The organism is Antarcticibacterium flavum (assembly GCF_006159205.1).
Classification (GTDB): domain Bacteria; phylum Bacteroidota; class Bacteroidia; order Flavobacteriales; family Flavobacteriaceae; genus Gillisia; species Gillisia flava.
The window spans coordinates 2,714,677-2,728,994 of record NZ_CP040812.1 but is presented as its reverse complement, the minus strand read 5'-3'; the positions used below and the strand labels follow the sequence as shown (position 1 = coordinate 2,728,994).

The following is a 14,318-nucleotide window of genomic DNA, read 5'->3' as shown; positions in this document are numbered from 1 at the left end:
GCCCTTACATTACAAAGCTAAGCATTTCTGCGCAGCCGGGAATGCTTTACAAACTTTTGAAAAATGATAATCCTCCTCATAATTGTAAGCCTGGCCTACGTCTTTCTCACCGGCACTTTAATTTTTGGGTGGAGAAAAATTCCTGAATATGTTTTAAGCGGAAAGCCTCCCGAAATTCGATTTTCCATCGTAGTTCCTTACCGCAATGAAGCTGAAAATCTGCCGGACCTTTTGAACTCTCTTTCCCTGCTGAAGTATCCTGCTTCACATTTCGAGATCCTGTTGGTCAACGATGCTTCTGAAGATGCTTCCCGGGAGATATGTTCACAATACAAGGATGCAAATCCCGATCTAAATATCCACCTGCTCGAAAATGAGCGGATCACCTCCTCCCCAAAAAAAGATGCGATTTTAACCGCTCTCAAAAACGCCCAATTTGAATATCTCCTTACCACAGATGCCGACTGTATCGTACCCGAAACCTGGCTACAGGCTTATAACGAAAAAATAGCCGAAACTAGCGCACAACTGGTCGCAGGACCCGTGGCTTTTTTTCCTGTACGGGAAAAAACCGGAAGGAAATATTTCCGGCATTTCCAGGAGATGGATTTCCTGAGCCTGCAGGCAGCCGGTGCAGGCGGCTTCGGACTCGATCAGCCCTTTATGTGCAACGGCGCCAATCTTTGTTATTCCAAACAAGCTTTTTATGAGGTAGGAGGTTTTGAGGGAAATGATCATATCTCCAGCGGTGACGATGTTTTCCTCCTGCAGAAATTCGCGGCAGCCGGGCTCCAATTAGAATTCTTAAAAGCCAAAGAAGCCATAATTCTTACCAAACCCCAGCCCGATTTTTACGCTCTTATTTCCCAACGTATTCGCTGGGCAGCGAAAACATCGGCCTACAAGAGCAGTTTCGCGAAGCTCCTGGGTATTACAGTGCTTCTTATGAACCTTCTGCTCATCATTGGCGCTTTCCTCGCGCTCTTCAGCATAATCCCTTATCAGCCGCTGCTCATCGTTTTCCTTTTCAAATTCAACCTGGATTTCTTGCTCATATACCAGTCGGCTAAATTCTTTGACCGGCAGGAGGTGTTGCGAAATTATTTTTGGAGCAGCATAGTGTATCCTTTTTTTTCAACCTATGTGGCGGTGTTGTCACTGTTTAGAGGGTTTGAGTGGAAGGGGAGAAAATTTAACAAATAGGCCCCTAGCCCCCAAAGGGGGAACTTTTGTGGTAGCGAAAAAAAGATTCAGGAGACAAAAGACAAGAAACAAGAGGAGAGAAAAAAGAGAAGAGAGAAGAGACGGGGATTGTAGTCTTTAGCCTTTAGTTGTTAGTTGTTAGAATGAGCAGGGTGAAATTGGCCAATTTTCCTCGACCCCTTGGGTCCCCTAAAGGGGGAGGACGCTTGTGCTCTCGAGGGAGACGAGTTTTCTATATTGCATAATTCAAAACTCCCACTCCCTTCCTCACCCGTCAGATCGAGATTTGAGATAAAAAAAATTTTATCTAGCGAAGAATATTGACGTAGGGGATTGTATTTTTATAAGGGAATTTAAACCACAATTTGGCCGATATACACATAGTGTTTTTTACCTGTGTTCGAGTATGGTTTTCGGAAAATAATGGTAGCGATTTTGGTGCTCAACTTCGTATTGATGCCCGCATGGTAGTCTTACTGCTTTAGAATTCTCCGATGTGGTTTTTAAACTTTTTCTATTATGAAGAAAATTCACAACCATGCTGCGGGCATTGATATTGGAGCCCGCAAAATTTTTGTAGGTCTTGAAGGGAGAGAAGTAAAAAGCTTCGAGACTTTTACTGAGGATTTGGAAATGGCAGCGGATTATTTGATCGATAATAATATCGAAACTGTTGCTTTGGAAGCCACTGGAGTTTATTGGGTTATTCTCTTTGATATTCTACAGGCCAGAGGAATCGATGTCTGGTTGGTAGATGGGAGAAGTACTAAACAAGTTCCCGGCAGAAAAACAGATGTAAAGGATTGCCAGTGGATACAACAGTTACATAGCCATGGTCTTCTTAGCAGATGTTTTGTAGCAGAAGATCTTGTCCAGGAACTTCGGGAATATCAACGCCTTCGGGAAGATCACATTCGCAGTGCGGCAATGCATATAAATCATATGCAAAAAGCCCTCACCATGATGAACATCCGCTTAAAAGAAGTTTTAAGTCAAGTACATGGAGCCAGTGGATTGAGGGTAATCAGAGCTATTCTCAAAGGAGAAAGAAACCCGAAAGTCCTGGTGGAGTTATGCGAAAAAAGCATTTTAAAAACAAAAAGGGAACTGGTAATAAAATCTCTAAAAGGGCACTACACTCAGGCAGGTCTATTCGCACTGGAGCAGGCAGTTGCTTGCTATGATTTTTATCAGGTACAAATAGTGCGGTGTGATGAAAAATTGGATGAAGTTCTTAAGAAGATGAGCGGAGAGAATGGTGATGCATCCCTAAAACCCGGCAAGAAAAAAACAAGGAAGCCTATAAGGCATCACAAACCCAAGATTAAAAACCTCGACCGCTATCTACTAAGTGTATTTAACCATAGGGATGCCACTGTTCTGCCTGGAATAACAGATTATACCTGGATGCAACTCCTTGCCGAGGTAGGTACAGATATGAAGAAATGGGCAACAGAAAAACATTTTACTTCCTGGCTTGGCCTTGCTCCAAAACAGCACCACTCCGGCAAAATGAGGAAAAACCATAAATCAAAAGGTCAGCCCAAAGCAGGATTAATCTTCAAACAAGTGGCCACAAGCCTTCTCAACAGCAAAAAAATTGCACTAGGTGCCTTCGGCAGAAAACTAAGAGCCAGAAAGGGACCGAGCCACGCTATAAAAGCAATGGCCAGAAAACTGGCAGAACTTTACTGGAAGTTATTTGTTAGAGGTTTAGATTATATAGAAAAAGGAATAAAAGATTATGAAGAGAAAATTAACCTCAACAAAGAAAGAAGTGTAAGAAAAATGGCGAAAGAGCTTGGGATGGTAATTAGCTATAATACAGCTAGTTAAAAAATACGTCAATGGTAGTGATTTTTTCCGTAGCGGCAGCGGAGGAAAAAATTGTATCGAGATCCTTTAGAAATTCGAACTCCATAGCACTTCTCGATACATTTTTTCTATCCCTGGCGGTCAGAAAAAACACTCGAAGTGACGACAGTGCTGCTGAGAAACAAATCCACTCTCACTATCCCTCATCGTCAGATCGAGTGATTTTTGCCGTAGCGAAAGCGGAGGTGAAAATTGTATCGAGATCCTTTTGAAGTTCCAACTACAAAGCCCTTCTCGATACATTTTTTCTTTCCCTGGCGGTCAGAAAAAACACTCGAAGTGACGACAGTGCTGCTGAGAAACAAATCCACTCTCACTATCCCTCATCGTCAGATCGAGTGATTTTTGCCGTAGCGAAAGCGGAGGTGAAAATTGTATCGAGATCCTTTTGAAGTTCCAACTACAAAGCCCTTCTCGATACATTTTTTCTTTCTCTATCGGTCAAGAAAAAACACTCGAAGTGACGATAAAATCAAGAATCAAAAGACAGGAACCAAGGCACCTTTATCAATTTCTAAATGTCCTTATGAGTACTAAAATGACACCGGCTATATAAATTGTCGTGAAGATGATCTTGTTATATTTTGCCAGCCAGTTCGGAAGAAATATGTCAAAATTATCTTTTTGAGAATCGGAGTATTTTCTTGCTATAAGGGTTAGCGGACAAAACATTTTAAAAACAAGCAGCACCAGGCCCTCTGCCACCACGAGTCCTATGGCTATCCAGGTAAAGAGGGTAATTTTATTTGTGAGGCCGGAATAAACAATATAAAAGATAATAAAAACGAAGAACGACCACACCAGGGTATGAAGCAGTTTAATAGCCAGGAGTTTTTTGTGCATCTCCATTTCGATATGGGTATGGTAGTTTCTTCTATAAAGACTCTGATTATAGTCGTTAGTCTTTAGTCTTTAGAGGAGCAGGTTGAGATTGACCACTTTTCCTGGACCCGCCGGCTTCCCTAAAGGGGGCGAACGTTTGGTTTTATATCCAGAAGTGAGATTACTCTCATACATATTAACCTCTGCACTTTGTCCTCCATCCTCTGCCTCTTCAGAAAATAGACAAGGTACATCACAGCGACTTTATCTTCGCCAGCATCTCTTTCCCGTTTGTATTATTGGGATTCATTTCTATGGATTTTTCAAAGTTCTCAATTGCCTTTTCCTTTTGGCGGTCATGCATATAAGCTTCTCCCAGGCTATCATAGGTGTTCCAGGAATCAGGGAAGACTTCGGTGTTTATCTTAAAGATCTCTATAGCTTCCTTCACCTTTCCGTTTTGCAGCAGGACATAGCCTACCTGGTTCATTTCTCCTTCATCCAGGGCATAGGTCTCATCAGCTTTTAATTCTTTATATCTTTTCATTCCGGCATCGATCCCCTGCTTTTCAAAGACTGGCAGGATCTCCTTTGCGATAGATCGTTTGGGCATAGGGGCTTCTTCTCCATGCATTATGCTAAGGATACCCTCAGCGATACTGTTCAGGTTGGTACCACCTGTATTGTTGAGCAGCACGATAAGATCCTCCTCTTCAGGAAATCTCACCATAATCGTATTAAACCCGTTAATGCCTCCCCCATGGCCTACCATCTGTATACTATCGCCGGCCTTGCCAACCGGCATCTTACCTGTCATCCAGCCATAGCCATAATGTGCATTCCCCATCTTAATATGCGGGGAGAACATGAGTTCTTTGGAACTTTCAGAGAGGAGCTTATTTTCGTAGAGTGCCCGGTCCCATTTATAAAGGTCTTCTGCCTTGGAATAAAGGGATCCCGCCGCATACGGCAGGGACATATCCAGGTATGGTGCATTTATATATTCGGTCCCGCGGCGTTCGTAGCCTGTGGCCCTGTTCTTAAGAATGGTCTCGTGAAGATCATATCCTGTATCCCCCATATCTAAAGGTTCCAGGATCCTTTCCCGCAGAACCTCTGCATAGCTTTTACCTTCAATTTCCTCAATAATATGTCCCAGCAGAAAGTAAGCGGAGTTGTTATAGGAAAATTTCTCCCCCGGACTGAATTGCAGGGTGGAGTCGGCAAAGGTCTTTACGAATTCTTCCGGGGTGTATGGGTCCCGGCTTTGATCCTTAAAGAAATTAGGGAAGGAAGTATAACTGGGAATACCCGAGCTGTGGGTAAGCAGGTGGTGAATGGTCACAACCTCTGCCGCCGGTCCTTTATATTCGGGCAGGTATTTGGAAATGGGTTGATCCAGTTCCAGTTTTCCCTCTTCCACCAGTTGCAGGATAAGGGCTGCGGTGAATTGCTTTGTGATGGATCCAATCCGGTGTTTGGTTTGCGGCCTGTTAGGAATATCATATTCCATATTGGCCATGCCAAACCCATCAGAAAAAATAACTTCCCCATCATTGGCCACCAGCACCGAGCCGTTGAACTGGTCATATTCGTGATATTTGTCCAGGAGGTTTTTTATCTGCTCCCTGTTATCCTGGGCATAAAAAATCCCGGAGCTGAACAGGAAAAACAAAGTAAGCAGCCCCGTTTTCTGAAGGTTCAAAACTTCTTTTTTCATCTTTTAAAGATTGATTGGTTAGAATAATCTATTTGTTTTCAGGGCATTAAAAGTTAATCATTTAATTTAAATAATCATCAATTAAAATTTGGGGGTGGGACTATGAAAAGGACCAGTCGTATATTTTTAATAAATTTAAAGGAAAGGAATTCAAGGGTCATAACCGGGTTCATCTTTTCTGGTCATCACTTACGACCAGGACAGCTATTGCCCCGGACTGTTTCAGGTGAGAATTCATTCTTTAATAACAATGACAATGGTTATACTGGTAATAGGTTTGCCGGGTTCCGGAAAAAGCTTTTTTGCTGAAAGACTCGCACAAAAAATAGGCGCAGATTACTATAATAGTGACCGGCTTCGGAAAGAGATATTTTTTGAAAGAACCTATTCAGATTCAGAAAAAGAAAAGGTTTATAACGCACTTTTAAAAAAAATGAAGGAGGCGACTAATAAGGGAAAAGACGTTGTTGTGGACGCGACATTTTATAAGGATAAATTCAGGAAACTATTTACAACTAACGGTGGCGAAAGAATAGCGTTTATTAAGGTTTGGGCAAATGAGAAACTCACAAAGGACAGAATTCAGAAAAAAAGAAAATTCAGTGAAGCCGATTTTGATGTATATAAATTACTGAAGCGACAATGGGAGCCTGTGAAACAACCACATTTGATTCTTGAGTCTACTAATGAGAATATTGACGCTATGCTGCAAAAGGCTGAAGACTATCTAAAAGATGACAAAAGAACAAATTGAAAAGCTGCTTTCTGATGGCCGGTTTCCCGAGCTAACCCATCAGAAGAAATTGGTGGAAACCCATATTTCCTGGGTGATCCTATGCGATGAATTCGTCTATAAGATCAAAAAGCCTATTTTGTATTCTTTTTTAGATTTTTCTACGCTTCCTCTAAGAAAACACTATTGCAAACGGGAGATCGAGCTAAACCGGCGGCTGTCCAAGGATGTTTATCTTGAAGTATTGCCGGTATCTTCATTGAATGGAAAATACGGCATAGGAGAGGATGAAGGCGAGGTGATCGATTATGCCGTCAGGATGCGAAAACTTGACCCTGAAAAGCAAATGGATGTTCTTCTTTCAAAAGACAAGGTACGCCCGGCAGATATTAAAAAACTGGCCAAATATATAGCTGTCTTTCATAAAAAGACAGAGGTCATTTATAAAAAAGATCTTCAGGATGACAAGAATAAATTCAATGAACTTAAGGCAGAGAAGGAGTTTCTCTCAGAAAACCTTGGACAGGAAATAGGTAATCTCATTGATCGTGCGATAGAAAGATCAAACATTTTCCTTAATCAAAACAGCGAGTTACTAGAGAGCCGCTTAAGCTCCGGATTCTTCAGGGATTGTCACGGTGATCTACATACCCGGAATATTTTTCTCCTGCCGGCACCACAGCCCTTTGATTGTATAGAATTTAATGATGATTATCGGCAAATTGATGTCTTAAATGAAGTAGCTTTTCTTTGTATGGATCTTGATGCATTACAAAGAGAAGATCTTTCCAGGCTTTTTATTGAACATTATAACCTTCACTTTCCTGCGATGAGGAACAATACGGAAAGGCAACTATTTATTAATTATAAGAGTTATCGCGCCAATGTGCGTGCAAAAGTAAATAGCCTTCGGGCTTCAGGTTCCTCTGAAAATTCCTCTAAAAAAAATGCCCTCCAGGAGGCAGAAAAATACCTCAAGCTTATGGGATCTTACCTGGATCGATTGGAGATCGATTAAATGAACATAGTTCAATAGGGCTTCGAGAACTGTTGCATTTACCTATCCCGGAGTCCATAAGATCCTGAAACAAGCCTGCCTGCCGGACAGGCAGGTTACCATTGACATAATAGTAAAAGGTATTTTGTCCCGTTAGGGACTCCGTATGGGTAGAACCGGGATGATAATGGATTCTCCGTGCCTTTAGGTACGGTAGGCCGGGGAAAAACGCCATCACCTCACGCTAATAAAAAAAATATCAAAGTCTGAGGATGGCGGTGGGCGGAGGAGCAGAAAACAAAAAACATTCGTGCATTCGTGGCTAAATGATAAGAATCGAGATCCTTTAGAAATTCGAACTCCGAAGACTTCTCGATACATTTTTTCTTTCCCTATCGGTCAAGAAAAAACACTCGAAGTGACGACAGAACAACTAACAGAGGGTCTTACATTCGACCAGACTTTCCACTCTCCACTTTACACTCTCCACTTTTTTCCTGCAGGTGAGATGAGCTACACCCAAGCCCATTAGATCCTGAAACAAGTTCAGGATGACGGTGACTTGAAGAGCAGAAAACAAAAAAACATTCGTGCATTCGTGGCTAACTGAAAAGACTCGAAAATCCTTTAGAAATTCGAACTCCGAAGACTTCTCGATACATTTTTTCTTTCCCTATCGGTCAAAAAAACACGAAGTGACGACCGTACTGTTTAGAAATAGATTCACTCTGAATATTAGAACGTAAAAAACCTGCGTCCAGACTTTCCTCTCTCCACTTTCCACTCTCTACTTTTTCAACCTACAACTTACAACCTACAACCTACAACTTTAGTTTTCCTCCGCCCTAATAACTATCGGCATCATGTAGGTGCTGGAGACGGGGATCCCGCGTTTGCTGGCGGGGTAGATCTTTGGGAGGGAATCCACACTTTGCTGCAGCCAGAGGCGGATGTCGGGTAACTGGTTTGTAACTGTGGTGTCTACCAAAATGGAATCTATGGCGGGACGGCCGGTCTTTTCTACTTTGAGGTAAAGAACTACCGTATCATCTATAGCCTCTGTTACCACGGGTTCCTGTTTTTCCAGGTAGGCATAAACAGATTTAGTAATCGTGGTCTCAAAACAATTCCTGGCCTTTTGGAGTTCGGTAATATTCTTACAATTTTCGAAAGCGGGATATTCGTCTACTTCCTTCCAGTTAAGGCTTCTTGTTTCCTGGTCCAGAACTTCTTCCGAGGAGATCTTTTTTGTCTCGAAATTTTCGCAGCCAACCAGGAACGGGATCAGTAACAGGAGTAAAGATATTCTCATGAAGGATTTTTCTGGTCAATTACAGCTCAAAAATAAGTAAAACAAATCAATCTTTAACAGATTCCGGGTAGGTATAATCACTGAATTTGAAGTGCTTAATTATATGATCCATTGAAGCAGGTATGGTGCCAGCAGCGCGGTGATTATTCCGTTTACGCACATCGCGAGGCCGCTGTAAACCCCGGCCAGGTGCCCTTCTTCAAAAGCTCTTGCTGTCCCAATCCCGTGAGCCGCTGTTCCCAGGGCAGCACCTATGGCGGCTTTATTTTTTATTTTCAGAAGCCTTAGGATTGCAGGCCCAAAGGCATTCCCAAAGATCCCCACGGCGATCACTATCCCTGCGGTTATTTCCGGTACCCCGCCCGTTAGTCTCGAGATCTCTATAGCGATAGGAGTGGTAACCGATTTCGCCGCTAAGGAGTTAATGATTAGATCCGGAACGCGGAACAACATTAAAAGAAGGATTATACTAATAATCCCGCTGACTCCTCCAGCGGCAACAGCCACTAAAAAGGGTTTTATATTCTGTTTTATCTCCTCATATTTTTCATAGAAGAATACACCAAGAGCAACAACCGCCGGGCCCAGGAAGAAACTCAGGTACTGACCTCCCCGGTTATAATCTTCAAAGTCTATATTGAATATCAGAAGAAAAAGAATAATGAAAGTTATAGAAAGCAGCACCGGATTAAGCAGCACATAGTCCCATTTTCTCTTTATTTTTCCGGCCACAAAGAATGCCAGCAACGTGATGAAGATCCCAAATACCGGAAGCTGAAAAAAGTCTCTCATTTCCCGAATTTTTCCATTATTATCCCGGTAATGTAGAAGCTTATGATCGTGCTTATTACCACTGCTATGCTTATCGGGATCAGGTGTCCCTGGATGATGTCGTAATAAACCATAAGTCCGACGCCATAGGGAATGAAAAACAGGATAAGATATTTTATAAGCTTATCTGAAGCAGGTTTCACATCTTCCAGTTTTATCCATTTAAACCGGAGGGCAAGGAAAATAAGCAGCATTCCAATGATATTTCCGGCGACGGGAATATTGAAGATATACCTGATCAATTCCCCCGCCAGGAGAAATCCGAAAATATAGAACAGGGCTTTTATCATTTCGAATTATTCATACATATCCTCCACATCTGCAGCGTGCAGTTCGTCAAAGAAGCCGGCGATGATATCTGTGGTCATTTCAAAATATTTCAGGCCTTTTTCAGGAGTGGCGGCTTTCGGGTTCCCTACCCCGGTATCTTCAGTGACATTGTTCCACTCCCGCTGTGCAGTCACCCAGCCTTCTTTTAGGGCTTTTATCTTAAAAGTCTTTGCCCTTCCGTCCCCGGCTTCTTCCAGAGGCAGGACCAGCTGCGGAGCCAGGTGCATTACGGCAGCGGTCTCCAGTTCCCCGGCGTGGTCTCCCGGAACGTCAAAAACAGAGGCTGCATCCCCAACCTGCCACCAGTTGATGGAGCAGACAAAAACCTTCGGAAATTCCAGGCTCAATTCACGAATTATCTGCTTAAAATTATTCCCGCCGTGTGCATTCAGGATCACCAGCTTTCTCATCCCGTGCCTGTCCAGCACCTGCACAATATCCCGGAGGACTGCCAGCTGAGTGGAGGGATTCATATTCATACAGAACTTCACATCCATCTGCCCCGTATTCACCCCAAATGGAATGGTGGGCAAGACCAGTGGCTTTCCATTGTTTTCCCAGCACTTGCGGGCAGCTTCCGCGGCTACCTCTTCTGCCAGAATATTATCTGTCGCGTATGGAAGATGATAATTATGTGCCTCGGTAGCTCCCCAGGGAAGCACCGCAAAGCTGTAGTTCTCATCTTTTACCTGCTTCCAGTTGGTTTCGGCTAATATGTATGGGCGAATTTCATTTTTCATTTGTCGGGAAGGTATGACAACAGCTTTTTTTGCTGAAGTGAGGGTCTTTTATTAATTATCTTTCTTAAATCGTTAATTAATAAAAGTACAAAAACCTGCTTCTCTTACAAAGGAGCTTTTGACCGGAAAATTTTTTAGCCACGAATGCACGAATGTTTTTTTTTAAAATCGTTTCGGGAAGAAACTTATAGAGCATTCTTGGATTAGTGGCGCTCTTTTAGGAGGGACAGGGATTTCTTTGCCACGAATGCACGAATGTTTTTCTTCTTTCTCGCGGGATACAGCCTATAAATTATTAGTGCCTTAGTGGCTCTATTCCAAAACTGACAGGGTTTTTTTAGCCACGAATGCACGAATGTTTTTCTTTTCTATGCGGGGATTCACCCCATAAATTATTCGTGTATTAGTGGCTCTTTTTAGTTTTCTCTCTCCAGGAATTCCCATTAAAATTATTCGTGCATTCGTGGCTTTCTTTTAAACAGGAAATAATTCTACACAAATCCTATTTTGCGATAAGCCAACCTAATTGAATACCTACAAACGGAGAAAAATACGAATCGCCAATGTCGTTAAAACCATAACCGGCACCAAGGTTTAGATTTAGTTTGAATCCGCTGTTGTATACTCTTTGCATTCCCCAGGCGGGGCCTATGAGAACTGAATAATCGTGATTTAGATCGTAATCCCCAATAATGGGATTGCCGCTTTGAATGGTGCCGATAGCCGCTATGTAATTACCGCTGTTTTCAGAAACTTTTTTGCCTTTTCCCAGTCTCTTATTAAGATTGTAGTAATACCTGTATGCTGACTGAAATGCAGGGAGAACACCAAAATCGCTTTGTGAACCAGATTCGTGATATCCAAAACCGGCTCCTAGAATCAAATCTATAGTAGAGGATTGGCCTGTTTTCACTTCCCATTCTAAAGATGGTATTAGCAGATTCAGTGAAAATTGACTGTTTGTTTCAGAAGAGTTCTGTCCAAAACTGTTTGCAGAAAATAATATAAGGCTTAGAAGTAATAATGCTTTTTTCATTTTGATTTGGGATAATTCAAATTAAATTGTTGAGAAGATTTCTTCGTCTCTGGTTAAGAATATTTTTTTTTTAAAAAAATGGATGTTGATTTTTAGAAGCTATAACCCAGTCCAAACTGGATCCCGAATTCCGTTAATTTTTGATGAAATTGTTCCTTTTCGAATGGGATTACAGCGTGTCTTTTGAAATTTGGATTTAAAAAAATGCTGAAGTTGTTGAAATTATATTTACCGCCAAAACCCAGCCCATATCCAATTCCCGATTGAGAATCTGTAGTGGTCTCAGAAAGCTGAAAATCCACCATTGGGCCTCCATTAATAAAGAAATATTTCCATAAAGTATAATTGGCATATATTGGAATAGAAATAAGTTCAAATTCTTCCCCTCTCGTTTGAACAGGTTCTCCCATATAATGCGGAGTTATTTTTAAATCGGCAGTTGTATAATTAACGCCCGTCTCTATCGCTAGATGATCATTGATCTTTCTCAGGTACCTGAATCCGAACTCAGTTAAATTCTCGATCTCTTCACTGCCGGCTCCAATAAGGTCATCAGTCCTCAGTAATTTAGAATCAGAAATCCCATAATAAACCAGGATCTTATTGTTTTCCTGGGAGAAGGAAGTATTGGAAATGAAAAAGAATGAAAATACAACAAAGAACCTGAGGGTAGTTTTAAACATTGGTTTGATTTAAATTAAAAGAAGTTTAATTATTGGTAAGGTTTTATAGGTTATTGTTACAATTTGCAGCTGCACAGGAAAGATAAGAATAGCATAAATAATGTGGACTATTTTTCAAACTATTTGGGTCCCTGTTCATTTCATCAATAATCCTGAATTAAAACCTCTGTTGGAATGTGTAGCGTTGTATTCAGCTTCCTTATCATATCCAGGGTTAGTTTTCGTTTTTTATTTAAGACCTCACTTACCCTGCTTTTAAAACCAACAATCTCTGCCAGATCCTTTTGTTTCATCCCCATTTGTTCCATTCTGAATTTTATAGCTTCGATTGGATCTGGCATTTCAATTGGGAAATTCTCATTTTCGTAGCGGTCAATCAATATGGAAAGAATTTCCAATTCATCTCCTTCTTCAGTTCCCTTTTTTGCATCAAAAATCACTTCAAGCCGGTCGAGTGCATTTTGATAATCCTGTTCATTTCTTATAGGTTTGATATCCATAACTAAATATTATTTGCGTCTATTTTATCATAATCTGCATGTGTTCCTATAAACCTTATCCAGCATATGTTGAACTCGAAATTGAATTTTACGATCAATCTATATTTATTTCCTTTGATGTTATATACTATTCGATTATCTCTTAAGATACTTGCACTTGGATATTCCTTTTTCAACTCATTAATTGTGCTCCATTCAGATTTTTCTGTTTCTCTAAACCAGGATTTTAATTGATCTTCACAGTCGGCATGTTTCTCCCAAAAATCCCGTAATGTTCGTCTTGCAATTATCCTCACATTATAAATCTTTGAGGCAAAGATAGAAATAAGTTACCACTTTGGGAATATAATTCTTGTTTGGCAGTTTTGTTAATTAAAATTGTTCCGGGTTTTTCACCACTACTCCCCAGCCAAATGTCGTTGCCTTACAAGATCGCTTAACCGATTTTCCGCCAGCTGCAGCATTCTTTCATCCCCAATAGTTTCATATTTTTCCAGGTAATCCCGGTAGTATTTGATCCTCACGCTTAGGTCTGCAAAATAGTTATCTGCAGCGATGGCTCTTTCATACATAGCGCGTTCGTTATCCCTGTTTTCATCCAGGGCTTTGTTCAGATAATCCAGCGCATCCTTGTATTGCTCCTTCAGCTTATAGGTGAGGCCAAGGCTAAGATATTCTGCATCCACGGGTTGCTTCTTTATGAGGATGGACATTAATAAATGAGTTTCAGATTTGTCCAGCTCATTTTTAAGGGCATACAATTTTCCAAGGATGTAATGAGTGGCAGAGTTGCCGTTTTCCAGGATCAAAGCCCGGTTATAAGCCTCTATCGCGGCAGTGATATCCCCCTCCCGGTAATAGGCGAAGCCAAGCCTGGTGAAAATAAATTCACTCTCCTGTCCAAGGGCGACAAGTTTTTTATAGACCGGAATGGCTTTTTTGTACTGCGCCCTGGCAGAATAGGTTTGCCCAAGTACAGATAGCAGGGAAGCGTTATCGGGATGATGTTCAAGGCCCATTAGACAGTAATTCTTTGCCATATCATAACTGCTTTTACCCAGTTCGTGTCTTGCGAGTTTATAAAGCGCCGCCTGGTGGCGGGGATCAAATTCTATGGTTTGCTTATAGAAATCTAAAGCCCCCTCCTCTTTTTGATGCTCTTTTATAAGCCCACGCTGATAATAGAAATTGGCATTTTCCGGATATCTCTGGCTTAGATTACTATACAAACTATCTGCCTCTCTGAACAGTCCTGCTTTTGCCAATGCCTTTGCATAATTTATCGTAGTCAGGACCCTCTCAGGATTTTCCTTTAGAACAATTTGATAATTCTCCATTGCAGCAGCATTCCTTCCGGTTGCCGACTGGTATTTGGCGAGCTTTAAATAAACTGCTTCGGTTTTGGGATCGATTTCTTCGAGGTGCTCCAGTGCAGCAGTGGTTTCGCCTACGGCGAAGAGGCTGTCTGCAACAGCCAAAGCCGGAGCCTGAGCTCCGGCCTTTGCCGCTAACAAAATAATGAAAGTTAGTATTAGC

The 14,318-nt window shown here is 41.6% G+C and carries 15 protein-coding genes; 4 read left to right on the top strand and 11 right to left on the bottom strand.

The features are described 5' to 3' along the window. Positions 1–63: 63 nt before the first annotated feature. Together FHG64_RS11765 and FHG64_RS11760 are read left to right on the top strand one after the other, a co-directional pair. The gene (locus tag FHG64_RS11765; RefSeq protein WP_139066585.1) at positions 64–1,203 is read left to right on the top strand and encodes a glycosyltransferase family 2 protein; all 1,140 of its coding nucleotides are present in this window, start codon (positions 64–66) and stop codon (positions 1,201–1,203) included. 519 nt (positions 1,204–1,722) lie between these two features. Continuing rightward, positions 1,723–3,039, top strand: a complete 1,317-nt coding sequence (locus tag FHG64_RS11760) for an IS110 family RNA-guided transposase (RefSeq protein ID WP_139066584.1) — start codon at positions 1,723–1,725, stop codon at positions 3,037–3,039. Between the two features lie 546 nt (positions 3,040–3,585). Here FHG64_RS11760 and FHG64_RS11755 read toward each other — a convergent pair. Beyond that, positions 3,586–3,927 (bottom strand): hypothetical protein, encoded by a 342-nt coding sequence (locus FHG64_RS11755; protein ID WP_139066583.1) that lies wholly within the window; start codon positions 3,925–3,927, stop codon positions 3,586–3,588. A 226-nt stretch (positions 3,928–4,153) separates the two neighbouring features. Beyond that, on the bottom strand, positions 4,154–5,620 hold the full coding sequence (locus FHG64_RS11750; RefSeq protein ID WP_139066582.1) for a serine hydrolase domain-containing protein: 1,467 nt from the start codon (positions 5,618–5,620) through the stop codon (positions 4,154–4,156). A gap of 256 nt (positions 5,621–5,876) precedes the next feature. On the opposite strand from FHG64_RS11750, the gene FHG64_RS11745 reads away from it, so the two are divergent. Next, positions 5,877–6,374 (top strand): AAA family ATPase, encoded by a 498-nt coding sequence (locus FHG64_RS11745; protein ID WP_139066581.1) that lies wholly within the window; start codon positions 5,877–5,879, stop codon positions 6,372–6,374. Continuing rightward, positions 6,355–7,371, top strand: a complete 1,017-nt coding sequence (locus tag FHG64_RS11740) for a hypothetical protein (RefSeq protein ID WP_139066580.1) — start codon at positions 6,355–6,357, stop codon at positions 7,369–7,371. The genes FHG64_RS11745 and FHG64_RS11740 overlap by 20 nt, the downstream gene beginning before the upstream one ends. An 808-nt stretch (positions 7,372–8,179) precedes the next feature. Here FHG64_RS11740 and FHG64_RS11735 read toward each other — a convergent pair. The 9 genes from FHG64_RS11735 to FHG64_RS11695 form a co-directional block, all read right to left on the bottom strand. Continuing rightward, positions 8,180–8,662, bottom strand: a complete 483-nt coding sequence (locus FHG64_RS11735; RefSeq protein WP_139066579.1) for a hypothetical protein — start codon at positions 8,660–8,662, stop codon at positions 8,180–8,182. Positions 8,663–8,761: 99 nt separating this feature from the next. Continuing rightward, positions 8,762–9,454: an LrgB family protein gene (locus FHG64_RS11730; RefSeq protein ID WP_139066578.1), complete on the bottom strand. Its 693-nt coding sequence runs from the start codon at positions 9,452–9,454 to the stop codon at positions 8,762–8,764. Continuing rightward, positions 9,451–9,783, bottom strand: a complete 333-nt coding sequence (locus tag FHG64_RS11725) for a CidA/LrgA family protein (protein ID WP_139066577.1) — start codon at positions 9,781–9,783, stop codon at positions 9,451–9,453. The genes FHG64_RS11730 and FHG64_RS11725 overlap by 4 nt, the downstream gene beginning before the upstream one ends. Positions 9,784–9,789: 6 nt before the next feature. Continuing rightward, positions 9,790–10,563 carry a creatininase family protein gene (locus FHG64_RS11720; protein ID WP_139066576.1) on the bottom strand — a complete coding sequence of 258 codons (774 nt, stop codon included), beginning with the start codon at positions 10,561–10,563 and terminating at the stop codon, positions 9,790–9,792. 502 nt (positions 10,564–11,065) lie between these two features. Next, entirely contained in the window at positions 11,066–11,599 is a 534-nt protein-coding gene (locus FHG64_RS11715) for a hypothetical protein (protein ID WP_139066575.1), read from the bottom strand. Between the two features lie 92 nt (positions 11,600–11,691). After that, positions 11,692–12,282 carry an outer membrane beta-barrel protein gene (locus FHG64_RS11710; protein ID WP_139066574.1) on the bottom strand — a complete coding sequence of 197 codons (591 nt, stop codon included), beginning with the start codon at positions 12,280–12,282 and terminating at the stop codon, positions 11,692–11,694. A 143-nt stretch (positions 12,283–12,425) separates the two neighbouring features. Continuing rightward, positions 12,426–12,782 carry a helix-turn-helix domain-containing protein gene (locus FHG64_RS11705; protein ID WP_139066573.1) on the bottom strand — a complete coding sequence of 119 codons (357 nt, stop codon included), beginning with the start codon at positions 12,780–12,782 and terminating at the stop codon, positions 12,426–12,428. Between the two features lie 2 nt (positions 12,783–12,784). Further along, a complete protein-coding gene (locus FHG64_RS11700) occupies positions 12,785–13,078 on the bottom strand; it encodes a type II toxin-antitoxin system HigB family toxin (RefSeq protein WP_139066572.1) in 294 nt (97 codons plus the stop codon). 102 nt (positions 13,079–13,180) lie between these two features. Beyond that, positions 13,181–14,296 carry a tetratricopeptide repeat protein gene (locus FHG64_RS11695; RefSeq protein WP_246054084.1) on the bottom strand — a complete coding sequence of 372 codons (1,116 nt, stop codon included), beginning with the start codon at positions 14,294–14,296 and terminating at the stop codon, positions 13,181–13,183. Positions 14,297–14,318: the final 22 nt, after the last annotated feature.

Coding starts and splice junctions, on each gene's coding strand:
- FHG64_RS11765 (WP_139066585.1), top strand. CDS start 64: ATGATAATCCTCCTCATAATTGTAAGCCTGGCCTACGTCTTTCTCACC.
- FHG64_RS11760 (WP_139066584.1), top strand. CDS start 1,723: ATGAAGAAAATTCACAACCATGCTGCGGGCATTGATATTGGAGCCCGC.
- FHG64_RS11755 (WP_139066583.1), bottom strand. CDS start 3,927: ATGGAGATGCACAAAAAACTCCTGGCTATTAAACTGCTTCATACCCTG.
- FHG64_RS11750 (WP_139066582.1), bottom strand. CDS start 5,620: ATGAAAAAAGAAGTTTTGAACCTTCAGAAAACGGGGCTGCTTACTTTG.
- FHG64_RS11745 (WP_139066581.1), top strand. CDS start 5,877: ATGGTTATACTGGTAATAGGTTTGCCGGGTTCCGGAAAAAGCTTTTTT.
- FHG64_RS11740 (WP_139066580.1), top strand. CDS start 6,355: ATGACAAAAGAACAAATTGAAAAGCTGCTTTCTGATGGCCGGTTTCCC.
- FHG64_RS11735 (WP_139066579.1), bottom strand. CDS start 8,662: ATGAGAATATCTTTACTCCTGTTACTGATCCCGTTCCTGGTTGGCTGC.
- FHG64_RS11730 (WP_139066578.1), bottom strand. CDS start 9,454: ATGAGAGACTTTTTTCAGCTTCCGGTATTTGGGATCTTCATCACGTTG.
- FHG64_RS11725 (WP_139066577.1), bottom strand. CDS start 9,783: ATGATAAAAGCCCTGTTCTATATTTTCGGATTTCTCCTGGCGGGGGAA.
- FHG64_RS11720 (WP_139066576.1), bottom strand. CDS start 10,563: ATGAAAAATGAAATTCGCCCATACATATTAGCCGAAACCAACTGGAAG.
- FHG64_RS11715 (WP_139066575.1), bottom strand. CDS start 11,599: ATGAAAAAAGCATTATTACTTCTAAGCCTTATATTATTTTCTGCAAAC.
- FHG64_RS11710 (WP_139066574.1), bottom strand. CDS start 12,282: ATGTTTAAAACTACCCTCAGGTTCTTTGTTGTATTTTCATTCTTTTTC.
- FHG64_RS11705 (WP_139066573.1), bottom strand. CDS start 12,782: ATGGATATCAAACCTATAAGAAATGAACAGGATTATCAAAATGCACTC.